This window comes from Mesorhizobium sp. LjRoot246, assembly GCF_964254115.1.
Classification (GTDB): Bacteria; Pseudomonadota; Alphaproteobacteria; order Rhizobiales; family Rhizobiaceae; genus Mesorhizobium.
This window is the reverse complement of record NZ_CAXUSN020000001.1, coordinates 865,035-889,146: the sequence shown is the minus strand read 5'-3', so window position 1 is coordinate 889,146 and position 24,112 is coordinate 865,035. Positions and strand designations below refer to the sequence as shown.

Sequence of the window (24,112 nt, the reverse complement as noted above, 5' to 3'; positions counted from 1 at the left end):
CTCACCCGAGGCTGCCGGCGAAGCGCTCGGCAAAGTGTTCGCGTCGGAAAGCGTCGACGACGAAATCGATGAAGACGCGGGTTTTCCCGGGCAGCAGCCTGCGGCTGGCGAAGTAGATCGAGAGCGCGCCGGCATCGGCATACCAGCGCGGCAGCACCCGGACGAGGTTACCGTTTTCAAGATGCTGCAGTGCGTCCGACACCGCGATCATGGTGACGCCAAGCCCCAGCAGAGCGGCTTGCCGCATGGCGGCCGGATCGTTGACGACAATGGTCTCGCGCGGTGAGCCCGCCATCTCATTGCCTGCGGCATCCCGCATCGTCCAGTGACGGATGCGGCCGGTAGTGAGCGAGCGCATGAGAATGCCATCAAAGGCGGCAAGGCCGGGAGGATCGGTCGGAGGCGTCCGCCCTGCCATATAGGCGGGCGAGGCGACGGCGATGACGTGGACCGGCGCTAGCGACCGCGATACGACGCCCGGCGAGAGGTCGAAGCCACCGCCGATTGCCGCATCATAGCCCTCGGCCACTAGGTCCACCGGCCGGTTCTCGAAATGCCATTCCGGGCGGATGAGCGGATAGCGCATGAGAAATGCCGGCAGCAAGGGCAAGCAATAGGCGATGCCAAGCGTCGGCGACAGGCTGAGCTTGAGCACGCCGGCGGGTTCGCTGCCGCCGCTGGACGTCATGGCAATGGCGTCTTGCAGCGCTTCGAGATTGCCGCCAATGTCGTGCAGGAAACGCTCGCCGGCTTCCGTCAGAGCCAGTTTGCGCGTCGACCGATGGAACAGGCGCAAGCCGAGATTGCGCTCCAGCATGGCAACGTTGCGGCTGACGGCGGCAGGTGTCAGTCCGAGCAGCCGCGCGGCGGCGGAAAAGCCGCCAGCTTCCGCACTGCGAACAAAGGATTCGAGATTGGCGAGCGTCTCCATCGTTCTCCGTCACGAACAATTTTTCAACCAATGCTTGAGAATAAGACAAGCAAATGCCGGCTAATCCTAGACCAATAAAAGGGCGATATCCACTCCCACGAAACCAACGGAGTGAAGATAATGAACAGCATCGGCATCATCGGCGCCGGCAATATCGGTCAGGCATTCGCCAGCGCGCTAGCCAGGAACGGCATCGAGGCCACCATCGCCAATAGCCGCGGCCCGGAGACACTGGCGGAGCTCGTCGCGTCAATCGGCTCCTCGATCAAGGCCGGCACGCTGCAAGAGGCGGCAGCCAAGGATATCGTGCTTGTCGCGGTCAACTGGTCGAAACTTCCGGCAGCGCTTGCCGGCCTGCCCGACTGGAACGGGCGCATCGTCATCGATGCCAACAACTCGATCGAGGCGCCGCTGTTCAAGCCGGTCGATCTCGGTGGCCGCTTCTCGAGCGAGGTGTTTGCCGATCTCGTGCCCGGCGCCAGGGTGGTGAAGGCGTTCAACCATTTGCTGGCAAAGCTGTTGGCCAGCGACCCGGCGGCGGAAGGCGGCAAGCGCGTGCTGTTCTATTCGGGTGATGACGCGCAGGCCAAGGCCGAAATCGGCGCGCTGATAGGCAGGCTTGGCTTCCATGGCATAGATCTCGGCCCGCTGGCGCTGGGCGCTCGCCTCGTCCAGTTTCCGGGCGGTCCGTTGCCGGTCCTCAATCTCGTTCGCTTCGAATAATACACCCGGGCTGGCGTCCTCTTGCGGGCGACCAGCCGTCGCCTAGCCGTTCAGCGAAGCCGGACCGCTAACGAACGGGTTCTTCCGGACATGGAACCGCAGCACGCGGTCCGCATCCTTCGAAATGCCGATCCTGACGCTCTGTCCGATTTCGCCGGGCTCGTCACTATCGCGTGCGAGCCATAGCGGACCTTTGCGGCAAAGATCGAGCCCGTCGAGCGAACGATCGATCCGCAACGCCTGGGCCAGCCTTCCCGGTCCCCGCGCCAGGTCGCGCAAGCGGTCGATGCCGCGATTGAGCCGCATGATCGGAATGCCTTCGAGCGGCTCGAGCGCCCTGATCAGCACGCCGGTTCCGACCCCCGGCATCTCGCTCGAGACATTGAGCATGTAGGAGATGCCGTAGGCGAGATAGACATAGGCGTGCCCAGCGTCGAGAAACAGCGAACGGTTGCGCGGCGTCTGGCCCCGGTAACCGTGCCCGGCGGCATCGCCGACGACGTAGGCTTCTGTCTCGACGATGCGGCCGCTGGCGATGCCTTCGGGCAGTTCGCGCACCACAATCTTGCCGATGAGGGTGCGGGCAAGGGATGCTGTATCGTCGGGCAGCTCAGAACGCGTGAGCGGGCGGTAGATGACCATGCTCAGCGCGGCGACGATTTGGCGGCGGGCGAGAAGTGATCCAAGGCGGAGCCTGTCGCCAGATACTCCATGTCAGATCCCCTTGGACATCGCCGTCTCAAGCCGCCGCCATGATCCCGGCATACGTCCCGAAGTCGACATTGCCGCCGGACAGCACCACGGCAACGCATTTGCCGGACAGTTCGATCTCGCCCGATGACAGCGCCGCCAGCGCGACGCAGCCGCCGGGCTCGACCACCAGCTTGAGATAGGCCATGGCGTCGCGCATCGCCTGTGCGGTCGCCTTGTCGGAGACGGCGATGGCACCGGCGAGGTTCCTGCGGTTGATCTCGAAGGTGATCAGGCCGGGCTCGGCGGTCAGGATCGCGTCGCAGATCGAGGCGTGGCCGGGTTCGTTCGAGACCCTGGCGCCTTCGATGAGCGAACGGCGGGTATCGTCGAAATGCTCGGGCTCGACCGCCCAGACCGCGGTGTCGGGCGAGGCGTCCTTGATCGCGACCGAAATGCCGCTCGACAGGCCGCCGCCGCCGCACGGAATGACGACCGCGTCGAGGTTGACCCCAAGCGCCTTGGCTTGGCGCATCAATTCGAGCCCGATCGTGCCTTGGCCGGCAATGATGGCCGCATCGTCGAAGGGCGGCACCAGCACCATGCCTTTGTCGATGTAGGGCCGCACCACGGCCATGCGGTCGTCGCGAAAGCGGTCGAACGGCACCACCTCGGCCCCCATCTTGCGCACGTTGGCGATCTTCATAGCCGGCGCGTCTGAAGGCATGGCGATGACCGCCTTGACGCCGAACATCGCCGCCGATGCCGCGACGCCTTGCGCATGATTGCCCGACGAGAAGGCAACGACGCCACGGCTGCGTTCCTCTTCACTGAGCGACGACAGCTTGTTGTAGGCGCCACGGAACTTGAACGAGCCGGTGCGCTGCAGCGTCTCCGGCTTGAACAGGATGCGGCCGCCGAAGCGCTTGTTCAGCTCCTGCGATTCGATCAACGGGGTTTCGACGATCAGGCCGGCGAGCCGCGCGGCGGCGGCGTGGATGTCGGCGATGCCGGGAGGGGTGGTCATGGCGGATCCTGCGGAAGTGTTGTCCGTTCATGGTGCACGGAAAGGGCCGCGCGACACCAATGAAAAAATGTGACCGTTACAAAGTTTGGCGTCGCCAACGCCACGGCTGCACGCCCCCCTCTGGCCTGCCGGCCATCTCCCCCTCAAGGGGGGAGATTAGACGTCACGAAAGCTCTCACCAACTTACAACGCCGACAAGAGAAGCGCCGAAGTCGAAACTGCCAATCTCCCCCCTTTGAAGACCCTTGAAGGGGAGATGTCCGGCAGGACAGAGGGGGGCGCTGTCCCGCTGACATCTCGCCAGTTTCACCCCAGCAGCGTCCTCTGCCTCTTGCTCCCGCCCAGCTTGCGCCAGTTGTTGAACCGGTGGCTGGCGGCGGCGAACGAGATCTTCATCTGCTGGGCGACCGAATAGCGCGACTTGCCTTCGTCGAACATGCGGTAGCAGCACTCCACGCCTTCCTCGGTCAGTTTGCCGTCCGGCGCCTTGTTGTGCGGATTGGCGGGGTCGAATTTCTCGACCTGCTGCTCGACCAGGCCTTTCAGGCGCTGCAGATCGGCCTCGATGCTGGCGATGAGATCGAGAACGGGCTTTGGGTCATAAGGATGCGGAGGCTGTTTTGCCGTCATCTGCGGATTCCTTGTTCTGGCTAGGTCAAGTTATATAGGTGAACATTCACTGATAATGAAGGGGCAGCCTGGCATGCGAGCTTCAACAATTCTTGACCGCGACCCAAGCGCGCAATTGACCAAAGGCGATACAAGCCATAGTTTAGAATGGTTCTAAACTAGGGTGAATTCCTCATGCTTTCCCGCGTTTTCGGCCTCGGCCGCCGTCCTTTCGAATCGCTCTCCGAACAGGAGATCCTGGCGCTGGCCATTTCGTCGGAGGAAGACGATGGCCGCATCTACCGGGCCTATGCCGACGGGTTGACGGAAAACTTTCCGCAATCGGCGAAAGTCTTCGAGGAGATGGCCGAGGAAGAGGACGGTCATCGCGATGCGCTGATCGGGCTTTTCCGCAAGCGTTTCGGCGAGCGCATACCGTTGATCCGTCGTGAGCATGTGAGGGGCTATTACGAGCGCAAGCCCGACTGGCTGGTGCGGCCGCTCGGCATCGAGCACGTGCGCAGCCAGGCCGAGGCGATGGAGCGGCAAGCCTACCTTTTCTATGTCGAGGCGGCCAAGCGCACGGCAGATGCCTCGACCCGGAAACTGCTCGACGATCTGGCGGTGGCCGAGCTGGGCCACGAAACGCTGGCGCAGCGCCTGGAGCAAAAGCACGTGCCGGGCGAAGTGAAGGACGAAGAGGCCGCCGCCGAGCAGCGCCAGTTCATCCTCACCTATGTGCAGCCGGGGCTGGCCGGGCTGATGGACGGGTCTGTGTCGACGCTGGCGCCGATCTTCGCCGCCGCATTCGCCACGCATGACACCTGGCAGACTTTTCTGGTCGGGCTTGCCGCCTCGATCGGCGCCGGCATCTCGATGGGGTTTACAGAAGTGGCTTCCGACGACGGCAAGCTGTCGGGCCGCGGTTCGCCGGTGAAACGCGGCATCACCACAGGCGTCATGACGTCGGCGGGTGGTCTTGGCCACGCATTGCCTTACCTCATCCCGCATTTCTGGACGGCGACCGCCGTCGCAGCGGTGGTGGTGTTCTTCGAACTGTGGGCAATCGCCTTCGTCCAGAACCGCTACATGCAGACGCCCTTCCTGCGCGCCGCCTTCCAGGTGGTGCTGGGCGGCGCGCTGGTGTTCGCGGCGGGGGTATTGATCGGCAATGCGTAGCTTCTTTCCGGGGAAGGTGGATCGGCGCGCAGCGGTGAGACGGATGAGGGGTGTTCCAGCGGAGTGAGACGCTGATTGCGTACCTTTGCGTATCCGCTTTAGACGAAGGTTCCCGCCAAGCTGGAACACCCCTCATCCGTCGCCTTCGGCGACACCTTCTCCCACAGGGGGGAGAAGGGAAGAACCTCACCCATTCACCGCCCGACTGTCGGCCGGCGCCTCATCCCTCTCGGTCAGTCCATAATCGCGCACTACATGCGCGATGCGCAGTCGGTAGCCGGCAAAAATACCGCCACGGCCGGCCTTCTGCGCCTGCCGGTGTTCCTCGGTGTTGCGCCAGGCCTTGACCGCCTCCTCATCACGCCAAAATGACAGCGACAGGATGCGGTTCGGGTCGACCAGGCTCTGAAAACGCTCGATGGAGAGAAAGCCGTCGATGCCGTCGAGCAGCGGACGCAAGTCGGCGGCGATGCCCAGATACGCATCGCGCCTGCCCGCCGCCGGCTCGACCTCGAAGATGACGGCGATCACGGCAGCACCAGTTTCGCGTGCGGGCCTGACGCCAGTTTCAGGAACATGCGGTCCTCCTTCAGGATGAATCTCTCACGCTTGGCGAATTCGTAGTTTGCCTTGCCGACGGGATCGGCGGCAAGCCGCGCACGATAGGCTTCGTAGGCCGCCAGGCTGTCGATGTTGTAGGCGGCGTAGGCGGTCGTCGCCGAGCCCTCATGCGGCGCGTAGTAACCGATCAGATCGGCGCCGCAGCGTGGAATGGTCTGGCCCCAGTTGCGCGCATACTCCTCGAACGCCGCCTTGCCGAACGGGTCGATCTCGTAGCGGATGAAGCAGGTGATGGTCATTGTGGTCTCCTTGGTTTGCGTCGATAGTTCAAGCGGCATCGAAACGTTCTGCCGCCCCGGTCTGCTAGGCAGTTCGTCGTGCGGTCAGGCCTGCCAGAAGGATTTCGCGCATTCGCGGCGCACGTCTTGCCGCGTCAGGCCAAGGTCGCGCAGCAAATGATCATCGATCTCGGCGAGGTCGAGACGCTGCAAATGGCGGTCATACCAGCGGGCCAACAGCCGCGAGCGAAGCCAGGTGACGAACGGGAACGATTGACGGCTGGCGAGCGGTGTCGAGGGGAAAGCGGGTCGTGCGGTCATCGTCGTCTCCTTGATCTGATCGGAGAATAGTGGTTATCTGACAAGAATGCTTCGATGAGGAACGAACTATGCGCGAAGGACCTGACATTGCCCACATCGCCAGCCTGGTCGGCGACCCGGCCCGGGCAAACATGCTGAACGCGCTGATGGGCGGCACGGCGCTGACGGCGAGCGAACTGGCGCTCGAGGCCGGCGTGTCGCTGCCGACCGCCAGCTCGCATCTGTCCAAACTGATCGAAGGCGGGCTGCTCACCGTGGCGAGCCAGGGCCGGCATCGCTACTATGGCCTCGCTGGGCCGCAGGTGGCGGGCATGATCGAAGCCATCACCGGTGTCGCGGAGGCCGTCGGCCCAAAGCGCGTACGGCCCGGTCCGCGCGATGGAGCCATGCGCGTGGCGCGCGTCTGCTACGACCACCTCGCCGGTGAGCAGGCGGTGGCGATGCTCGATCGTCTTGTCGCCAAGAATGTGCTGGTCCGCGACGAACAGGAGATCAGGCTCGGGCCGTCGGCGGCATCGCATTTCGCTGCCATCGGCATCGACGTCTATACCAAGCCGCGCCGGCCGGTGTGCCGCGCCTGCCTAGACTGGAGTGTGCGGCGCTCGCATCTCGCCGGCACGCTGGGCGCCGCCATCCTCGACAAGATTTTTGCCGAGAAATGGGCTCGGCGCGAGAAGGACAGCCGCGCGGTGATTTTCTCGCCGCCGGGCAAGCAGGCGTTCGAGCGGGTTTTTCTGAGTTGAGGGGCCGACGCTGATTTCGCCACGCTGGCGGGCCAGCGCCCCCCTCTGCCCTGCCGGGCATCTCCCCCTCAAGTGGGGAGATTGGCAGTTTCATCGTCTCGCTCGCCCTACAGCGTTGATAGTTGGCGAAAGCGCCGGAGCGCATAATCTCCCCCCTTGAGGGGGAGATGGCCGGCAGGCCAGAGGGGGGCGTGACAGAGCGCTACGTGCGGTGGATCACCCCCGCTTCAACACCTTCCCTTGCTCGAAAAAATCCCTCCACGGATCGGCTTCCGCCAGCCGCTTCATCGTCGTTTTGTCGCCGATCGGAAACGCGTTCGGGGCCAGCCCTGCCTCGATCTCGGCCCAGGTCACCGGCATCGACACGGTGGCGCCCTTTTTGGCGCGCGACGAATAGGGCGCGACCGTCGTCGAGCCCCGGCCATTGCGCAGATAGTCGACGAAGATCTTTCCGGTGCGCGCCTTCTTCGACAGCGTCGCCGTGTAGCGGTCCGAGGCGCCCTGCTCCAGCGCCTTGGCAAAATCGTGGGCGAAGGTCTTCACCGCCTCCCAATCCGCCGAGGGCTTCAGCGGCACCAGCACATGATAGCCCTTGCCGCCTGAGGTCTTGACGAAATTCGGCAGCGACAGCTCGTCGAGCTTGCCTCTGATGTCGAGTGCCGCCTCGCGCACTGCCTTCACGTCGACGCCTTCATCGGGGTCGAGATCGAAGATGATCTGGTCCGGCTTCTCCAGCTCATCAACGGTGCAGCCCCAGATGTGGATCTCGACCACGCCGTACTGGACCAAAGCCGCAACGCCATCGAAGTCCCGGATGAACAGGATCTCCTCGCCGTCGGTCGGGTCCTTCATGCGGGCGATCTTGTCGCTCATGCCGGCCGAGGCGTGTTTCTGGAAGAAACGCTGGCCGCCGACCCCGTCCGGCGCCCGCACCAGGCTGAGCGGCCGGTTGACGATGAACTGTTCCATCCGCGGCCACACTTGCGCGTAATGGTCGAGCAGGCCTTGCTTGGATATTTTCTCGTCCGGCCACAACAGCTTGTCGGGATGGGAGAGTTTCACCGTGGTCGTCATCGACCCCGACGCGCTGCCCGATGCCGTCTTGGCCGTGCTCTTGGCTGTCGCGGCCTTGCCTGCCGACGCCTTGGGCTTTTCCTGCACGACTTCCTCCGCCGGCTTGTCCTCACGCAATCCCTGGAACGAGGCGTGGCGTATTATACGGTCCGACGTCCAACTGCGAAACTCCACTTCGCCGACAAGTTCCGGTCTGACCCAGACCAGGCCCTTGCCCTTCGGCACGGCTTCGGCGAAGGGCGATGATTTAGCCGTCAATGCATCGAGTTTTGCCTTCAGCTCATTGGCGCCCTTGCCGGAAAAACCGGTGCCGACGCGACCGGCATAATGCAGTTTGCCGCCCTCGTGGAAGCCAACGAGAATCGAGCGCAGTCCGCGCCCGGTCTTGTCCGACGGCAGATAGCCGCCGATGACGAATTCCTGCCGCGCCGTGCATTTCGATTTCACCCAGCTGGGGCCGCGGCCGCTGCGATAGGGCGCGTCGGCACGCTTGGAGACGACACCTTCCAGGCCCATGCGGCAGGCATGCTCCAGCATGATCTTGCCGGGCTCGGAGAAATGGTCGCTGAAACGCACCGCCGGATTGTCGGACTGCTTGCCGAGCAGCTCCTGCAAGGCCTGCTTGCGCTCGACCAACGGCTCGCGGCGTAGATCCTTGCCGTCGAGGCGCATCAGGTCGAAGACGTAATAGATGAAGCGATTCGTTCGCTTCGCCGACAGGTCCTGCTGCAGCAGCGCGAAGGACGAAACACCGCTGTCGGCCAGCACGACCACCTCGCCGTCTATGATGGCGTCGCTGCACTTCAGCGCGGCCAACTCCGCGATGATCTCGCCGCCGAATTTCTCCGTCCAGTCGAGGCCGGTGCGGGTCAGCAGCCGCACGTCGGTGCCGGCGATCTGCGCCTGCATGCGATAGCCGTCGAACTTCACCTCATGCAGCCAGTCCTTGCCCGGCGGCGCATCGCGCTCCAGCGTGGCCAGCTGCGGCTCGATGAAGTCGAGTTTCTTGCCCCCGGCCTTCGCCTTGCCGGCGGCCGGCTTGCTGGAATGCCAGACCTTTGGCTTCTCGCTCTTGGCTGTCTTGCCCTCGCCGACCTCCTCGATGGTCAGGCCCGACTTCACCGATTCCGGCGCTTCCTTCAGGATGTCCTCGCCCGGACGCGCTGCGGCATCGTCCGACTTGATCAGCAGCCAGTTGTCGCGTTTTTCGCCCGCTCGGGGTTTCAATCTGACCAGGTGCCACAACCCATGCAGCTTGTGGCCTTTGAGCTCGAAGCTGATATGCCCCTTCTTCATCGCCTTGGCCGGATCGGCCTCCGGAATCCAGGTGCCTTCGTCCCAGACGATGACCGAGCCGCCGCCATATTCGCCCTTCGGGATGGTGCCTTCGAACGGCGCGTAGTCGATCGGGTGATCCTCGACATGCACGGCGAGCCGCTTCTCATGCGGGTCGAGGCTCGGGCCGCGCGTCACCGCCCAGCTCCACAGCACGCCGTCATGTTCGAGCCGCAGGTCGTAATGCAGCCGCGTTGCCGCGTGCTTGTGGATGACGAAGATGCCGCCCGCCTCGCCCTTCCTGGTACGGGCTATCTTGCCGGCCGGCTCGGCGGTCTTCTTGAAATCGCGCTTGGAGTGATACTGTTCGAGGCTGGCCATCGCTCGTGTCCTCAGGCCGATTTGCGTTTGGGCGCGCTGGCTTTCGGCTTGCCGCGTTTGGCTTTCGGCGAAGAGGAAGCCTTCGCTGAGCCGCTATCCGACGACAGGCTCTTCTTCAGCGCGTCGAACAGATTGACGACATTGGAGGGTTTTGGCACCGCCTTGGCCTTCGGCGCCTTGTGGCCGGCCTTCTTGGCGCGGATCAGCTCCAGCAGTGCCTCCTCGTATTTGTCGTCGAATTTCGAAGGATCGAACTTGGCCTTCTTCTTGTCGATGATCAGTTCGGCGAGATCGGTCATTTCCTGATCGGTCTTCACCGACTTGATGTCGCCAAACACAGTCTCCGGCTGGCGCACCGTGTTGTCGTAGCGCAGAGTCGTCAGCACCATGCCTTTGCCGAGTGGCTCGATGACCACGGGCCGCTCGCGTTGATAGAGCACGATCCGCGCCAGCCCGGCCATCTTCTTGCCCGCCATGGCGTCGCGGATGACGGCGAATGCCTCTTCCGACACCTTGTCGGCCGGTGCGACATAGTAGGGCGTGTCGAGATAGATCTGCTGGATCGAGGCTTTGTCGACGAAACCGTCCAGCGCCATCGTGTGCGAGGACTCGATCTGCACCGCCTCGATCTCGTCTTCCTCGATATGGACGAAATCGCCATCGTCCAGCTCATAGCCCTTGATCTCGTCGGCCTCACCGAGCGGCTTGCCGGTTTCCGCATCGACATAGATGCGCTTGACCGTATTGCCGGTCTTGCGGTTGAGAATGCGGAACGACACCCGCTCCGTGTGGGTGACGACATTGGTCAGCTCGACGGCACAGGTGACCAGCGAAAGCTTCAGGTAGCCCTTCCAGGCTGGACGCGGCGCCATGAGAAATTCCCTTCAAGAACCAGATGAAAGTGAGAACGGACAGACGCCGCTCCAGTTCCGCCGCGCGGGTGTTCAGATGCAAAGGATCGTTTCCCGGGCGCCAAAGGCGTGCAGCACGGAAATTTCACGGGCGCGGCAAAAGTTGAAACAGAACCGCGCGCGGACGACATTCAAACGAAACATATGTGATGCAAAAGTCACACCAGGCGAAATGGCGACAAAGAGCACGGAAACACCCCGAATCAGCCGCATTCCGGCCACGAAGCAACGGGTTTTCGACCAGAAATTAACATCACGTTCACCGACTATTCACGCCTCGATGCTATCATTCTCGCAATTCGGAAGGGACATCCGAAAATCGGGACAGGGACAGGTAAAATGAACTTCCTCGCGCACCTCATCGGCTATGTCGCCGCCTTCCGCGAATTCGTCGCGCCGACCTATCGGCCCGAGCGCTATTACATGCGCGGCCCCGGCCCGGCCTGCGCCCGTCGCGGCAGTTCGCTGGGCGCGCACTGATCATGGCTTTCGAAAATCGACACGACAGCCGGATCTGCAGGCCGGCCGCCTCTACCCGCGCCACCACCTATCGCGCCGAGCGTCCCGCTCTCGCCGACAGGCGGCGTGCGACAACGCCGCGGCTTTGATGCCATCGCTGGCTGGCTTAGTGTCATAGGACACGAGCAGCCGAGGCTAGCGTGACCGACCTTCCCCAATCAAGTCGACCCAAGTCAGACCATCCCTCCGAAATAGTCCTCGATGTACGCCATCCATTGATCGTTTTCGATGGCGTCTGCGTGCTCTGCTCCGGCTTCGTGCGCATGGTGGTCAGGCTCGACCGTCAAAGCCGTTTCCGCTTCGCCACCGCGCAGTCGCCGTTAGGCGAGGCGCTGTTCCGGACCCATGGACTGCGCACCGACTCCTACGAAACCAATCTCGTCCTGATCGACGGCGTCGCCTTCACCCGGCTCGACAGTTTTGTCGCCGTGATGTCGGAACTCGGCTGGCCCTGGCGGGCGATGAAAGCTTTGCTGCTGTTGCCGCGCCCGCTGCGCGACTGGCTGTACGACCGCATTGCCAAGAATCGGTACACGTTGTTCGGCAAGAAGGACAGCTGCGACATTCCTGCTCCGGAACTGCGCGAGCGGTTCCTTGGCTGAGGGTGTGGTTGCTGGAGAACGAGCCGCCGCTCGCCGGCTTGAATATGCTCTACCGCGGCTGGCTCGTGCCGTCCGGTCCGCAGGGCTCCAGCACGATCGTGCCGCCTGCCGTCTTGCCCAGTTCACGGCAGTCCTGAACCGAGCACAGAGTCCAGCCGTCACCGGTCGCGCCGGAGGCGGCGAGGACGACGCGCCGCTGTGGGCCGACATCAGGTGTATAGATCCACCAGCCGTCCTTCAGCACCGCGCTCTCCGGCGGTTCCATGCCGGCGCCCGAGCCCTTGATCCGGGCTTCAACCACCTGCAGGCCGGAAGGCATCACCTTCCAGTCCTCCTCCCAGCGCGTCCGTTCCACCGAATGGATCCAGGACAGCGTGAAGGCGGCGACGGAGAGCGTCACCGTCTTGCCGGCGGCCAGGATGCACAGGCTCATGTGGTGGCCGGCCGTGCCTGCCAGCAATGCCAGCCGATCCAGGCGAGCGCCAGCACCCAGCCGGCCTCGTCGGTGAGCGGCACCGCGGCGACCAGCAGCACGCCGGCGGCGAAGGCCAGCAGGCGTTCCCACCACGCCATGCGCTTGGCAAGGAAGCCGACGGCGGCGGCACCCCACAGCACGATGCCCATGCATGCCTTGGCGACGATATAGGCTACCTCGACGGGATAGCCGAACTGGGCGGCAATCGGCCCGGCGTCCTGCAGCATCAGCGCTGGCGTGTAGACCGCCATGAACGGCACGACGAAGCCGGCGATGGCGAGCTTGGTCGCCTGGATGCCGATCTTGAGGCCGCTTTCCTTGGCCATCGGTGCGGCGGCAAACGCGGCCAGCGCCACCGGCGGCGTCAAATCGGCCATGATGCCGAAATAGAAGACGAACATGTGGCTGACCAGCAGCGGCACGCCGAGCGACAGCAGCGCCGGCCCGGCCAGCGACGAGGTGATGATGTAGTTGGGAATGGTCGGGATGCCCATGCCGAGCACCAGGCAGGTGAGCATGGTCAGCACCAGCGACAGGAACAGATTGTTCTCGCCGATCGAGATGATCCAGCCGATGAAGGTCGAGGCGATGCCGGTCAGCGTCAGCGTGCCGATGACGATGCCGACGATGGCACAGGCGATGCCGACCGGCAGCGCGTTCTTGGCGCCTTCCGCCAGAGAATCGACGCAGATTTGCAGCGTCTCGCGGCCGCCCTTGAACGTGAAGCAGGCGACGACCAATGCGGCGATGACCAGGCCGAGGAGATTGACGCCGAATTTCATGAACGAAGCGGCGGCAAGCCCAAGCGCCAGCCAGAAGACGATGCGGAAGGCGAGCGGCCCGATCGCTGCCGCCAGCGGCGTGCCGAGGATAAGCACGATGGTCAGCGCAAGGCCCATCGTGCCGGCGAAGATCGGCGTGTAGCCGGCAAACAACAGATAGATCAGGGCCGCCAGCGGCAGCACGAGCGGCCAGTGTTGCCGCACCGCGTCCCACGGGTTGGGCAGGTCCGCCTTGGCCATGCCGTGCAGGCCGGCCTTGCCGGCTTCCAGATGCACTTGCCAGAAGCAGGCGCCGAAATAGAGCAGCGCCGGGATGATCGCCGCCTTGACCACTTCGGCATAAGGCACGTTCAGTGTCTCGGCCATGATGAAAGCGACCGCGCCCATTACCGGCGGCATGATCTGGCCGCCCATCGACGAGGTCGCCTCGACCGCGCCGGCAAAAGCCGAGCGGAACCCAAAACGCTTCATCAGCGGGATGGTGAACTGCCCGCTGGCCACGACATTGGCCACACCCGAGCCGGAAATGGTGCCCATCAGCGCCGACGATAGCACGCAGACCTGCGCCGGGCCGCCGCGCCATGTGCCAACAAGGCCGAGCGCGAAATCGTTGAACAGCGCGATCATGCCGGCGCGTTCGAGGAAGGCGGCAAAGACGACGAAGATGAAGATATAGGCGGCCGAGACATAGATCGGCGTGCCGTATATGCCTTCGGTGCCGTAAGCGAAGGTGTCGACCAGCTGGGCGAAATCATAGCCGCGATGGATGAATGGCGGCGGCAGATGGTTGCCGACGAAACAATAGGCGAGAAAGATGAAGGCGATGACCGCCAGCGGCAGGCCCATCAGCCGCCGTGCCGCCTCGAAAACCAGCACCACCAGCACCGCGCCGACGATCAGGTCCGGCGTGGTCAGGAAGCCGGAGCGCCGGATGAGGTCGGCATAAAACACCCAATTGTACAGGCCGGTGCCGAACCCGAGCACGCCGAGCGTCCAGAACGCGACTTTCGCCGGCAGGCTTTTGGCGCGCAGATTGGCGATCAGGCTAAAGCCGAGCAGCAGCAGGAAGCCGACATGCATAGCCCGCACCACCTGGCTCGGAATGCTGCCATAGGCGGCGACATAGATCTGGAACACGGAAAAAGCGACGGCGATGAGAAAAGCCGCCTTGCCGGCGATGCCGTCGCCGAAGCCGGGTGGCAGACCTTCGACCTGCTCTTCGACGGCAGGGAGATGGAGGATGGGGGATTTGCCGTCGCTTGTTGTTCCAGACGTTGCTTCGCTCATCCAACGGTCTCCAAAACGAGCGAATTGTAGTGCGAGGCGCCCCCCTCTGTCCTGCCGGACATCTCCCCTTCGAGGGGGGAGATCGGCAGCATTGATGTCGGCGCTCGTCCAGCAACGTCAGCGATTGGCGAAGGGCGTGGTGACGGCCAATCTCTCCCCTCGAGGAGGAGTTGCCCGGCAGGACAGAGGGGGGCGCCTGGCGAGTACATCTCAGATAGCCGAGCCATCCTCCGCTACTTCAACAATCCCTTCTCCTTGTAATACCGCTCAGCACCCGGGTGCAGCGGCACCGGCATGCCGTCGAGCGCCTTGGTGGGGTCGATCGCCTTGGCGGCGGCATGTGCCGCGGCAAGCTGGTCGAGATGGTCGAAAATCAGCTTGGTCATCTGATAGGCGGTTTCGTCCGAGACATCAGCGCGGGTGATGAGGAAATTGCCGACGGCGGCGGTCGCGACATCCTCGCCCTGGCCCTCATAGGTGCCCTTGGGAATGATCACTGAAAGATAGGGCGCGCCGATCTTGGCGACGTCTTCCGCCGGCACCGCCACGACATTGATCGGCACGGAGGTGGCGAGGTCGCGTATCGAGGCGACGCCGAGCCCGGCCGATTGCAGCGTGGCGTCGAGCTGGCGGTTCTTGATCAGCTCGACCGATTCGGCGAAGGGCAGATACTCGACCCTGCCGAGATCCTCATATTTCAGCCCGGCGGCGGCGAAGATGGCGCGGGCGTTGAGCTCGGTGCCGGACGCCGGCGCGCCGACCGACAGGCTCTTGCCCTTGAGGTCGGCCAGCGTCTTGATGCCGGACTCCTGGCTGGCGACGATCTGGATGTAGTTGGGATAGATGGCGGCGATGCCGCGCAATTTGTCCAGCTTGCCGGGGAAGCCGGCCTCGGTGTTGCCTTCGGCGGCCATCTTGACGGAATCGCCAAGCGCAAAAGCGATCTCGCCCTTGCCCTGCTGCAGCAGGTTGAGGTTTTCGACCGAAGCCTTGGTCGCCTGCACCTGGGTGCGGGCACCCTCGATGCCCTTTCCGTAGATTTCCGACAGGGCCACGCCGAGCGGATAATAGACGCCGGAAGTGCCTCCGGTCAGCACGTTGATGAATTCCTGCGCTCCTGCTGAAACAACGCCAAGGCCGAGCGAGAGCGCCACGGCGCCGGCCGCAACAAATTTCGTTCTGAAATGGAACATCTGATTTCCTCCCTGAAATAGCGGCCGCATCACCTCCCTGACGCGAACAGGGGCGAGTTTAGACGGCAGACGGCAAATGCCAACCCGGAATTGCAGCCGTTAGACGAACGGTTGAGGAGGCGCGCAAACCAGAGCGCTGTTCTCCATCAATCCGGCAGGGCCGCGACCGCTACGATTTCAATGACGATGTCTGCCTGGGCAAGCGCTGCAACGCCGATCACCTCCGAGGGCGGTGGATTGTTGTAGCTGCAGTGCTTCGGACAATGCTCGGCAAAGAAGGCGTCCAGCACGTCGAGGCGAAAATTGGGAGAGCTGAGAACGCCGCCATCGGGAAAGGGACCTCTGACGAAGAAGGTCAGCCTGATGAGATGGTCCAGCCCGGTGCCCAGTTCCTCAAGGTCCGACTTGATGTTGCCGAGCACCGCGCGCCACTGCGCCGCCACATCGCCGGCGAAGCCGCCACCCTTCTTGCCGGCCGGATCGTAATCGTCTGAAGTGGCGGTATTTCCGCTGAGGTAGACAGTCCCTTTCGCGCCGCTGACGACTGTGCCCTTTCCCCACGGCATCAACCGGCCGTTCTTGAATTTCTTGTGGGCCACGAGTTGCATTTTTCCTCTCCTGTCGCTCGCGCCATCCGCCCTGTCCTCGACAGAGGATAGTGCTGCGAGGAACCGCAGCCAGTGCGGCGCAAGCTGTCATCCTGCGGACGAGGTGAGATCTGGTCCTTGCGAAATGTCGTGGTGGAGCCGAAAGATTTTTCCAGTGCCTGTCGAAATCAGACGAAGCCGCGCGACATACGTCCGGCTCGCAATGACGCGGCCTTCGAAACCACGGGAGAAGACCATGCGATACATGCTTTTGATCTACGCCAACGAAGCCGCGATGGCGGCGGCGCCGACGGACGCGACTTATCAGATCAGCGCCGCCTATGGCGCTTACACCGAAGCGCTGAAGAAGTCGGGCGCCTGGCTTGGCGGCGACCGGCTGCGGCCGACCCAAGCGGCGACCCTGGTGCGGATGGCCGATGGCAAGACCAACGTGCTCGATGGCCCCTATGCCGACACCAAGGAACAGCTCGCCGGCTTCTACATGATCGAGGCCGAGGATGCCGACGCCGCGATCGCCTGGGCAGCGCGCTGCCCCGCCGCCAGCACCGGAACGGTCGAAGTGCGGCCGATCTTCGAACAGACCGCCATGTGATGGCCAATGTCTCGGAGACCGCGAGGGCGGCCGCCGAGGCGGCCGCCCGGCAGAGCTACGGCAAGCTGGTCGCCTGGCTCGCGGCGCGCACGCGCGACGTGGCGGCCGCCGAGGACGCGCTGGCCGACGCCTTTGCCGCCGCTCTCGAACGCTGGCCGCGAACCGGCGTGCCGGAAAAGCCGGAAGCCTGGCTGCTCGCGGTGGCGCGGCGGCGGCGCGTCGACGCGGTGCGGCGGCGGCTGACCAGCGAGGCCGGCCGCGAGCATCTCAAGCTGATTGCGCAGGAGATGGAGGCGCGCATGACCGACGAAGACCTTCCCGACGAGCGGCTGCGGCTGATGTTCGCCTGCGCCCATCCGGCGATCGAGCCCGGCGTGCGTTCGCCGCTCATCCTGCAGACCGTGCTCGGGCTCGACGCGGCAACGATCGCCTCTGCCTTCCTGGTCTCGCCGGCCACGATGGGCCAGCGCCTGGTGCGCGCCAAGAGCCGCATCCGTGAAACCGGCATCCCATTCCGCGTGCCGGAGCGAGCCGAGCTTGGCGAGCGCCTGGACGCGGTGCTGGAAGCGATCTACGCCGCCTTCGCCGAGGGCTGGTCCGATCCGGCGGGCACCGAGACGCAACGCCGCAATCTGGCGACCGAAGGCATATGGCTCGGCCGCCTGGTGGCTTCGTTGTTGCCGGAGGAGCCTGAGGTGCTTGGCCTCTTGTCGCTGATGCTGTTTGCCGAGGCGCGCCGCGCCGCACGGCGCAGTGCCGAAGGTGACTTCGTGCCGCTTGCGGAACAAGATTGCCTTCTATGGGACCGCGTCCTCATCGACGAGGCGGAGATGCTGCTTTCCCACGCCGCGGCCAAAGGTGTCATTGGTCGCTACCAGCTTGAAGCGGCTGTGCAGTCCGCGCATACGGCACGGCGGCTGACCGGCTTCACCGACTGGGTGGCGATCCGCGAACTCTACGACGCGCTGCTTTCGATAGCAGGATCGCCGGTGGTGGCGATCAACCGCGCGGTTGCGATCGCCGAGGCTGACGGCGCTGTGACAGGACTCGCGACCCTTGACGCGCTGGGCGACGACAAGCGGCTCGATGAGTACCAGCCCTATTGGGCGGCCCGCGCCGGTCTCCTGGCCAGGCTTGGTCAGGTACCGCAGGCAACCGAGGCCTATGACCGGGCGATCGGTCTCGAGCGCGATCCGGCGGTGCGCCGGTTCCTGCAGGGCAAAAGGGCGGTGCTCCGAAACTGAGCCTCGCTCTCGGCCGTCCGTTCAGCCTGGCCACATCTCATGCGATGTGTTGAGTGTCTTCATCAGGGAATGCCGGCGCAGCTTCGACCACACACGGTCGATATCCGGCCAGGCCGCCTGCGCCTTGTCTGCCCCGGCCGGTTTTCGGCGGGCAAGATTTGCAGCGTTGGCGGGACAGCACCCCCCCTCTGTCCTGCCGGACATCTCCCCCGCAAGGAGGGAGATTTGCAGCTTAGGCGCTCCGCCGACTCTAAGACAGTGACGATTGGCGAAAGCCAAGATGACGGCCAATCTCCCCCCTTGCGGGGGAGATGCCCGGCAGGGCAGAGGGGGGTGCGAAGGATCTCGGCGTTTCTATTCTTGGGAATAGCGCGAACCTACGCTCCCAACCCCTCGAACAGGATCGTCGAAAGATAGCGCTCGGCGAAATCGGGGATAACCACCACAAGGTTCTTGCCCTTGTTCTCCGGCCGCGAGCCGACGACAATGGCTGCCTGCAAGGCGGCGCCCGACGAGATGCCGACCGGCACGCCTTCGAGGCGGGCGACGAGGCGGGCATTGGCGACCGAATCCTCGTTCGAGACCTTGACGATCTCGTCATAGATTGTCGTGTCGAGGATCTTGGGTGCAAAACCGGCGCCGATGCCCTGGATCTTGTGCGGGCCGGGCTGGCCGCCCGACAACACCGGTGAGGATTCCGGCTCGACGGCGACGACATGCACCGAAGGCTTGCGCTTCTTCAGCACCTGGCCGACGCCGGTGATGGTGCCGCCGGTGCCGATGCCGGCGACGAAGATATCGACCTCGCCATGCGTATCGTTCCAGATTTCCTCGGCCGTCGTGGTGCGGTGGATTTCCGGATTGGCCGGATTCTCGAACTGCTGCGGGATGATCGCGTTGGGGATCGTCGCGGCCAGTTCGTCGGCCTTGGCTATGGCTCCCTTCATGCCCTTCGGACCCTCGGTCAGCACCAGCTCGGCGCCGAGCAGCGCCAGCATTTTCCGGCGCTCGACCGACATCGTTTCGGGCATCGTCAGGATCAGCTTGTAGCCCTTGGCGGCGGCGGCGAAGGCAAGCGCGATGCCGGTGTTGCCGGATGTCGGTTCGATCAGCGTGGTCTTGCCGGGAGAAATCTTGCCGGATGCCTCCAGCGCCTCGATCATCGCCACGCCGATGCGGTCCTTGACCGAGGCGATCGGATTGAAGAATTCGAGCTTGGCAATGAGATTGGCGACGATGCCCTTTTCCCTGGCGAATTTGTCGAGCCGCACCAGGGGCGTGTCGCCGATCGTATCGGTGATGGAATCGTAGACGCGGCCGCGACCGGGCGCACGGGCTGTGACGGGCTTGTTCATTGGTTTCGCTCCCAGAATTTCAGGCAGGTGGTCCGCAAGATAGGACCTTCGGCCGCGCAAGATAGACTGTCGGCAGAAAATATCCGAGTGGGACCTGTGTCTAAAACAGTGCCGTCTCGGAAAAGCATTTCCCGCAAAGGCCTGTTTGCGAAATGCTTTGGCCGAAAGCCCTCTATTGGCGGGCGGCAATCGCCGCGGCAGCGCCGACCATGAAGCCCGCGGCCGTGCGGTTCAGCGCCTTGAGCGCGCGCGGCGATCTCAGGAACCAGCGCGCCTTGGCGGCAAGCGCCAGATACGGCACCAGCACCGCCAACAGCACGACCACCGTCAGCGCGACGAGAATGCCGTAATCGGCCAGCGTGATGGTCTTCAGGTCGACGATGGTCGGCGTGATCGCGAGATAGAAGATCATCGTCTTCGGATTGCCGAGCGTAACGGTGAGGCCGGCGACGAAGCTCGACAGCAGCCCGCCTTTGCCTTTCCTCGCCTCGACGGTCTCGGGCGTGATGCCGCTGTTCCAGAAGCGCCAGCCGAGGAAGGCGAGATAAGCGACGCCGAGCCATTTTATGGCGAGAAAAACCATGCCGAAACTCTGCGCGACGAAGGCGAGGCCGAGCACCACGGCGGTCAGATAGGTGATGTCGCCAACCATCAGGCCAAAGGACATCGCCAGCGACGAGCGGAAGCCGGAGCCAAGCGCACGCGCGACGAGCGCGGTGACGCCGGGACCAGGAATCGCGGCGGCGATGCCGAGAGCGGCACTATAGGCGAGGAATCCGGTAAGGGTCATGGCATTCGTCTCAGATCAGAGCGCTTTATCGCATGGGACCGGCCAAGATTGAATTCCCTGGGGTCGGATTCTATTGCACCAGATATCGGGGGCCTCGCCTTACGAAGCCCCCTCATCCGGCCGCTTCGCGGCCACCTTCTCCCCGAGGGGAGAAGAGACGGGCGCCAGCGCCTGCTGACTCCTCTCCCCTCGGGGAGAGGTCGGATTGCCCCGAATTGCTGTTGCAATTCGGTTTTGGCAATCCGGGTGAGGGGGCTTGTGTCGCCCGGTAAAATTGCTCAAGAACGGCCGTCGCCATGGGTGACGCGCCAGATGGTGCCGTTGCCATCCTCGCTCACGATCAGCGCGCCATCGCTCGCCACCGCCACGCCGACCGGACGGCCCCAGACCTCACCGTTGGAGGCGACGAAGCCGGTGATGAAATCTTCATACTCGCCGGTCGGCTTGCCGTCCTTGAACAGCAATCTCACCACCTTGTATCCGGTCCTGTTGCCGCGGTTCCATGAACCATGCAGCGCGACGAAGGCATCGCCCTTGTATTCGGCCGGAAAGCTTGTCCCCTCGTAGAAGGCGATGTTGAGCGGCGACGAATGCGCCTGCATCAGCACATCGGGAATATCAGCCTTGCCGGCAAGATCGGGGCGCTCGCCCTTGTGGCGCGGATCCTCGTTGTTGCCGATATAGTACCAGGGCCAGCCATAGAAGGCGCCCTCTTTGACCGCGGTCGCGTATTCGGGCGGCACATTGTCGCCAAGCGCATCGCGTTCGTTGACGACGCACCACAACGCCCCGGTCGCCGGCTGAACGGTCATGCCCGAGCAATTGCGCAGGCCGGTGGCAAAGATGCGGCCGTTGTTGCCGTTGGGATCGAAGGCCAGCACGTCGGCGCGGCCGTCCTCGGATCCCCAGGCAGCACCGAGCGGCTGCGACTTCGCCCAGGCGGCTAGGCCGCCTTTCGGTTCCTTGCCCATACCCTCGGCGACATTCGATCCCGAGCCGACCGACAGATAAAGCGTCTTGCCGTCCGGCGAGAAGGCTATGTCGCGGGTCCAGTGATGATTGGCAGGGATGTTGTCGACGATGGTTTCAGGGTCGCCGGATGTCTTCAGGTCGCCATTGCGGTAGGCAAAGCGCACGATGCTGTCGCTGTTGGCGACATAGACCCATTGCGGGCTATCGCCCGGCGGATAGAAGGCAATGCCATAGGGCTGGTTGAGATTGCTGGCAAAGATGCCGTCCTCAGCCGGCTTCGCGCTGCCTTCGGTCAAGCGATAGACGCGGACCTGGTTGGCTTCGCTGTCGGCGACGAACAGGTCGCCATTCGGCGCGACGCGCACGACGCGCGGATTGTCGATGCCCGATGCGATCAGCTCGGCCGAGAACCCTGGCGGCAATTGCGGCTTGGCGTCTTGTGGCCGTTCCGCTGGGCTGGCGCTGTTCGACGCGGATTTGGTGGCATAGGGCTTTGGCATATCGTCCGGCCTGATCAGGCGACGCACGCCCGGCTTGTCCGCTCGCCAGTCGCCGAAAGCGGCAGCACCTTTCAGCACGGACTTATCCGCCTGCTGGGCGAATGAAACGGTCGAGAGAAACAGTGCGGCGGCGGAAATCGCCAGACCGGCGGAACGGATCATCCTATCCTCCAATGTTTGGCCGAGAAGACAGGAACGGGCGGCTTTATCGATCGTTCCCGCGGCACACAATGAGTTGAAGGAAGCTCCCGTTTTCCGGGCTCAGGTGCCGGCGGCGTAGAAATCGTCGTCGAGGCGTTTTTCCAACTCGACGAGATCGGCCGGCAGTGGCAGGCCCATGGCACGCATTTCCCGCAGTTTCTCGCGCAACTGCTCCTGGATTTCGTGCTGGTCCTCCGGCTGGTTGACCATTTCCTCGAGCAGCAGGCTGATCCGGGCCTTGAATTCTTCGAGCGCCATCGTCGTCTCCTCGGTTAGATCAGCTTAACGGAGCATGCGCGATATCAGCTGCGCGGTGTAATCCACCATCGGCACGATGCGCGCGTAATTCAGCCGGGTCGGGCCGATGACGCCGAGCGCGCCGACGACGCGGGCGTCCTTGTCGCGATAGGGGGCGACCACCAGCGACGAGCCCGACAGCGAAAACAGCTTGTTTTCCGAGCCGATGAAGATGCGCACGCCCGACCCCTGTTCGGCGAGGTCGAGCAACTGGATCAGACCGTCCTGCGTCTCCATGTCCTCGAACAGATGGCGCAGCAGTTCGATGTCGGCCTGCGCGGTGACATTTTCGAGCAGATTGGCGCGGCCGCGCACGATGAGCCGCGCCGGCAGGCCGCTGTCGGCGCCGGCCCATACTGCCAGCCCCTTTTCGACCAGGTCCTGCGACAGCGTGTCGAGTGCGGCCCTGGTTTCTTCCTTGATGCGGGCGATCTCGATCCGCGCCTCGGCCAGCGTGCGGCCACGGATATGGGCGTTGAGGAAATTCGAGGCCTCGTGCAGTTGCGAGACGGTGACGCCGGCGGGCAGCTCGACGACGCGGTTTTCGACGTCGCCATTCTGCGACACCAGCACCGCCAGCGCCTTGGTCGGTTCGAGCTGAATGAATTCAATGTGCTTCAGCGCCACCTCGTTCTTGGCGGCCAGCACCAGACCGGCGCCGCGCGACATGCCCGACAGCATCTGGCTGGCCTCGGTCAGCATCTGCTCCAGCGTCGCGCCCGAGCCGGACGCCCGCACCTGTGCCTCGATGGCGCGGCGCTCCTCGTCGGAAAGGTCGCCAAGCTCCATGAAGGCGTCAACGAAGAAACGCAGGCCGGCTTGCGTCGGCAGCCGGCCGGCCGAGATGTGAGGCGCGTAGATCAGGCCGAGATGCTCGAGGTCGCTCATCACGTTGCGGATGGTGGCTGGCGACAGCGAGGACGGCAGGATGCGCGACAGGCTGCGGGATCCCACGGGTTCGCCGTCCTTGAGATAGGAATCGACGATGCGCCGAAAAATGTCGCGCGAGCGCATGTCGAGCGATTGAAGAGCGGGCAACTGCGAAGCGGGATCGACTGTCTTGGTCATACGGCCAAAAACCTCCGGCCCAAGGATATAGACTTACGCTGCGCCCGCGCAACCCGGTGTCTGTGTCAGATCGCCCGGCCATTTTCCTTTGCGCCACGCGTCCCATGCGGTTACAAGCCGGCCAAGATTCCGAAAAATGACAAGAAAGCAGCCTGAATGCGCCCCTCCAAACGCCAATTCGACGAAATGCGTGCCATCTCCTTCGAGCGCGGCGTGTCCAAGCATGCCGAAGGCTCATGCCTGGTGAAGTTCGGCGACACGCATGTCCTGTGCACGGCAAGCCTCGAAGAGAAGGTGCCGGGCTGGATGCGCAATTCCGGTAAGGGCTGGGTGACGGCCGAATACGGCATGCTGCCGCGTTCGACCGGCGAGCGCATGCGCCGCGAGGCTTCCGCCGGCAAGCAGGGCGGCCGCACGCTAGAGATCCAGCGGCTGATCGGCCGCTCTTTACGCGCCGTGGTCGATTTGCAGGCATTGGGCGAGCAGCAGATCACCGTCGACTGCGACGTCATCCAGGCCGATGGCGGCACCCGCACCGCCTCGATCACCGGCGGCTGGGTGGCGCTGTACGACTGCCTGCGCTGGATGGAAGCGCGCCAGATGGCCAGCGTCGCCAAGGTGCTGAAGGACCACGTCGCGGCGATCTCCTGCGGCATCCATGACGGCCAGCCGGTCATCGATCTCGACTATATCGAGGATTCCTCGGCCGGCACCGACGCCAATTTCGTCATGACCGGCAAGGGCGGCATTGTCGAGGTCCAGGGCACCGCCGAAGGCGAACCTTTCTCGGAAGAGCAGTTCGCGGACTTGATGGGCCTGGCCAAGAAAGGCATCCAGCGCCTGGTGAGTTTACAACAGATGGCGGTGGCGTAGGTTTTCAAATGCCGAGCTTGAGCGCCCCCCTCTGGCCTGCCGGCCATCTCC

The 24,112-nt window shown here is 63.9% G+C and carries 26 protein-coding genes; 8 read left to right on the top strand and 18 right to left on the bottom strand.

All coding sequences use genetic code 11. The features are described 5' to 3' along the window. Nucleotide 1: 1 nt before the first annotated feature. Nucleotides 2–931 carry a LysR substrate-binding domain-containing protein gene (locus tag ACSQ3L_RS04130; RefSeq protein WP_436158782.1) on the bottom strand — a complete coding sequence of 310 codons (930 nt, stop codon included), beginning with the start codon at nucleotides 929–931 and terminating at the stop codon, nucleotides 2–4. A 120-nt stretch (nucleotides 932–1,051) separates the two neighbouring features. Here ACSQ3L_RS04130 and ACSQ3L_RS04125 point away from each other — a divergent pair, with 120 nt between their 5' ends. Beyond that, nucleotides 1,052–1,654 carry an NADPH-dependent F420 reductase gene (locus tag ACSQ3L_RS04125; RefSeq protein ID WP_436158781.1) on the top strand — a complete coding sequence of 201 codons (603 nt, stop codon included), beginning with the start codon at nucleotides 1,052–1,054 and terminating at the stop codon, nucleotides 1,652–1,654. A gap of 42 nt (nucleotides 1,655–1,696) precedes the next feature. On the opposite strand, the gene ACSQ3L_RS04120 is transcribed toward ACSQ3L_RS04125, so the two are convergent. The 3 genes from ACSQ3L_RS04120 to ACSQ3L_RS04110 all read right to left on the bottom strand — a co-directional run bounded on the left by ACSQ3L_RS04120 (nucleotide 1,697) and on the right by ACSQ3L_RS04110 (nucleotide 4,001). Further along, the gene (locus ACSQ3L_RS04120; RefSeq protein WP_436158780.1) at nucleotides 1,697–2,296 is read right to left on the bottom strand and encodes a DNA-3-methyladenine glycosylase; all 600 of its coding nucleotides are present in this window, start codon (nucleotides 2,294–2,296) and stop codon (nucleotides 1,697–1,699) included. A 97-nt stretch (nucleotides 2,297–2,393) separates the two neighbouring features. Continuing rightward, nucleotides 2,394–3,371 (bottom strand): threonine/serine dehydratase, encoded by a 978-nt coding sequence (locus ACSQ3L_RS04115; RefSeq protein ID WP_436158779.1) that lies wholly within the window; start codon nucleotides 3,369–3,371, stop codon nucleotides 2,394–2,396. Between the two features lie 306 nt (nucleotides 3,372–3,677). Beyond that, on the bottom strand, nucleotides 3,678–4,001 hold the full coding sequence (locus ACSQ3L_RS04110) for a hypothetical protein (protein WP_024502197.1): 324 nt from the start codon (nucleotides 3,999–4,001) through the stop codon (nucleotides 3,678–3,680). Between the two features lie 174 nt (nucleotides 4,002–4,175). Here ACSQ3L_RS04110 and mbfA point away from each other — a divergent pair, with 174 nt between their 5' ends. Then, on the top strand, nucleotides 4,176–5,159 hold the full coding sequence (gene mbfA / locus ACSQ3L_RS04105; RefSeq protein WP_436158778.1) for an iron exporter MbfA: 984 nt from the start codon (nucleotides 4,176–4,178) through the stop codon (nucleotides 5,157–5,159). A gap of 186 nt (nucleotides 5,160–5,345) precedes the next feature. Here the strand turns inward: mbfA and ACSQ3L_RS04100 are convergent, their stop codons facing one another. From ACSQ3L_RS04100 to ACSQ3L_RS04090, 3 genes are all read right to left on the bottom strand, one after another. Next, the gene (locus tag ACSQ3L_RS04100) at nucleotides 5,346–5,690 is read right to left on the bottom strand and encodes an antibiotic biosynthesis monooxygenase family protein (RefSeq protein ID WP_436158777.1); all 345 of its coding nucleotides are present in this window, start codon (nucleotides 5,688–5,690) and stop codon (nucleotides 5,346–5,348) included. Then, nucleotides 5,687–6,019: an NIPSNAP family protein gene (locus ACSQ3L_RS04095; protein ID WP_436158776.1), complete on the bottom strand. Its 333-nt coding sequence runs from the start codon at nucleotides 6,017–6,019 to the stop codon at nucleotides 5,687–5,689. Before ACSQ3L_RS04095 ends, ACSQ3L_RS04100 begins: the two co-directional genes overlap by 4 nt. Before the next feature lie 84 nt (nucleotides 6,020–6,103). Continuing rightward, a complete protein-coding gene (locus ACSQ3L_RS04090; RefSeq protein WP_436158775.1) occupies nucleotides 6,104–6,319 on the bottom strand; it encodes a DUF1127 domain-containing protein in 216 nt (71 codons plus the stop codon). A 68-nt stretch (nucleotides 6,320–6,387) separates the two neighbouring features. Here ACSQ3L_RS04090 and ACSQ3L_RS04085 point away from each other — a divergent pair, with 68 nt between their 5' ends. Further along, the gene (locus ACSQ3L_RS04085; protein WP_436158774.1) at nucleotides 6,388–7,062 is read left to right on the top strand and encodes an ArsR/SmtB family transcription factor; all 675 of its coding nucleotides are present in this window, start codon (nucleotides 6,388–6,390) and stop codon (nucleotides 7,060–7,062) included. A 216-nt stretch (nucleotides 7,063–7,278) separates the two neighbouring features. Here the strand turns inward: ACSQ3L_RS04085 and ligD are convergent, their stop codons facing one another. After that, the gene (gene ligD, locus ACSQ3L_RS04080) at nucleotides 7,279–9,792 is read right to left on the bottom strand and encodes a DNA ligase D (RefSeq protein ID WP_436158773.1); all 2,514 of its coding nucleotides are present in this window, start codon (nucleotides 9,790–9,792) and stop codon (nucleotides 7,279–7,281) included. Between the two features lie 11 nt (nucleotides 9,793–9,803). Then, nucleotides 9,804–10,664: a Ku protein gene (locus ACSQ3L_RS04075; protein WP_436158772.1), complete on the bottom strand. Its 861-nt coding sequence runs from the start codon at nucleotides 10,662–10,664 to the stop codon at nucleotides 9,804–9,806. A 378-nt stretch (nucleotides 10,665–11,042) separates the two neighbouring features. Here ACSQ3L_RS04075 and ACSQ3L_RS04070 point away from each other — a divergent pair, with 378 nt between their 5' ends. Both ACSQ3L_RS04070 and ACSQ3L_RS04065 read left to right on the top strand, forming a co-directional pair. Further along, nucleotides 11,043–11,183, top strand: a complete 141-nt coding sequence (locus ACSQ3L_RS04070; RefSeq protein WP_436158771.1) for a hypothetical protein — start codon at nucleotides 11,043–11,045, stop codon at nucleotides 11,181–11,183. 179 nt (nucleotides 11,184–11,362) lie between these two features. Then, nucleotides 11,363–11,824 (top strand): thiol-disulfide oxidoreductase DCC family protein, encoded by a 462-nt coding sequence (locus ACSQ3L_RS04065; protein ID WP_436158770.1) that lies wholly within the window; start codon nucleotides 11,363–11,365, stop codon nucleotides 11,822–11,824. Between the two features lie 49 nt (nucleotides 11,825–11,873). Here the strand turns inward: ACSQ3L_RS04065 and ACSQ3L_RS04060 are convergent, their stop codons facing one another. The 4 genes from ACSQ3L_RS04060 to ACSQ3L_RS04045 all read right to left on the bottom strand — a co-directional run bounded on the left by ACSQ3L_RS04060 (nucleotide 11,874) and on the right by ACSQ3L_RS04045 (nucleotide 16,169). After that, nucleotides 11,874–12,257 carry a DUF1850 domain-containing protein gene (locus ACSQ3L_RS04060; RefSeq protein WP_436158769.1) on the bottom strand — a complete coding sequence of 128 codons (384 nt, stop codon included), beginning with the start codon at nucleotides 12,255–12,257 and terminating at the stop codon, nucleotides 11,874–11,876. Further along, the gene (locus ACSQ3L_RS04055) at nucleotides 12,254–14,368 is read right to left on the bottom strand and encodes a TRAP transporter permease (protein WP_436158768.1); all 2,115 of its coding nucleotides are present in this window, start codon (nucleotides 14,366–14,368) and stop codon (nucleotides 12,254–12,256) included. Before ACSQ3L_RS04055 ends, ACSQ3L_RS04060 begins: the two co-directional genes overlap by 4 nt. Nucleotides 14,369–14,601: 233 nt before the next feature. Beyond that, nucleotides 14,602–15,561 carry a TAXI family TRAP transporter solute-binding subunit gene (locus ACSQ3L_RS04050; protein ID WP_436158767.1) on the bottom strand — a complete coding sequence of 320 codons (960 nt, stop codon included), beginning with the start codon at nucleotides 15,559–15,561 and terminating at the stop codon, nucleotides 14,602–14,604. Between the two features lie 146 nt (nucleotides 15,562–15,707). Next, nucleotides 15,708–16,169: a RidA family protein gene (locus ACSQ3L_RS04045; RefSeq protein ID WP_436158766.1), complete on the bottom strand. Its 462-nt coding sequence runs from the start codon at nucleotides 16,167–16,169 to the stop codon at nucleotides 15,708–15,710. Nucleotides 16,170–16,404: 235 nt separating this feature from the next. On the opposite strand from ACSQ3L_RS04045, the gene ACSQ3L_RS04040 reads away from it, so the two are divergent. Then, a complete protein-coding gene (locus ACSQ3L_RS04040) occupies nucleotides 16,405–16,761 on the top strand; it encodes a YciI family protein (protein ID WP_436158765.1) in 357 nt (118 codons plus the stop codon). After that, nucleotides 16,761–18,005 carry an RNA polymerase sigma factor gene (locus ACSQ3L_RS04035; RefSeq protein WP_436158764.1) on the top strand — a complete coding sequence of 415 codons (1,245 nt, stop codon included), beginning with the start codon at nucleotides 16,761–16,763 and terminating at the stop codon, nucleotides 18,003–18,005. The genes ACSQ3L_RS04040 and ACSQ3L_RS04035 overlap by 1 nt, the downstream gene beginning before the upstream one ends. Before the next feature lie 377 nt (nucleotides 18,006–18,382). On the opposite strand, the gene cysK is transcribed toward ACSQ3L_RS04035, so the two are convergent. The 5 genes from cysK to hrcA all read right to left on the bottom strand — a co-directional run bounded on the left by cysK (nucleotide 18,383) and on the right by hrcA (nucleotide 23,188). After that, nucleotides 18,383–19,360 (bottom strand): cysteine synthase A, encoded by a 978-nt coding sequence (cysK, locus tag ACSQ3L_RS04030; protein ID WP_436158763.1) that lies wholly within the window; start codon nucleotides 19,358–19,360, stop codon nucleotides 18,383–18,385. Between the two features lie 172 nt (nucleotides 19,361–19,532). Then, the gene (locus ACSQ3L_RS04025) at nucleotides 19,533–20,150 is read right to left on the bottom strand and encodes a LysE family translocator (RefSeq protein ID WP_436158762.1); all 618 of its coding nucleotides are present in this window, start codon (nucleotides 20,148–20,150) and stop codon (nucleotides 19,533–19,535) included. Nucleotides 20,151–20,428: 278 nt separating this feature from the next. Further along, entirely contained in the window at nucleotides 20,429–21,784 is a 1,356-nt protein-coding gene (locus ACSQ3L_RS04020; RefSeq protein WP_436158761.1) for a PQQ-dependent sugar dehydrogenase, read from the bottom strand. A 99-nt stretch (nucleotides 21,785–21,883) separates the two neighbouring features. Further along, entirely contained in the window at nucleotides 21,884–22,081 is a 198-nt protein-coding gene (locus tag ACSQ3L_RS04015; RefSeq protein WP_013528634.1) for a hypothetical protein, read from the bottom strand. 24 nt (nucleotides 22,082–22,105) lie between these two features. Beyond that, the gene (gene hrcA / locus ACSQ3L_RS04010) at nucleotides 22,106–23,188 is read right to left on the bottom strand and encodes a heat-inducible transcriptional repressor HrcA (protein WP_436158760.1); all 1,083 of its coding nucleotides are present in this window, start codon (nucleotides 23,186–23,188) and stop codon (nucleotides 22,106–22,108) included. Between the two features lie 156 nt (nucleotides 23,189–23,344). On the opposite strand from hrcA, the gene rph reads away from it, so the two are divergent. Continuing rightward, a complete protein-coding gene (gene rph, locus ACSQ3L_RS04005) occupies nucleotides 23,345–24,061 on the top strand; it encodes a ribonuclease PH (protein ID WP_436158759.1) in 717 nt (238 codons plus the stop codon). The last annotated feature ends 51 nt before the right edge of the window (nucleotides 24,062–24,112 follow it).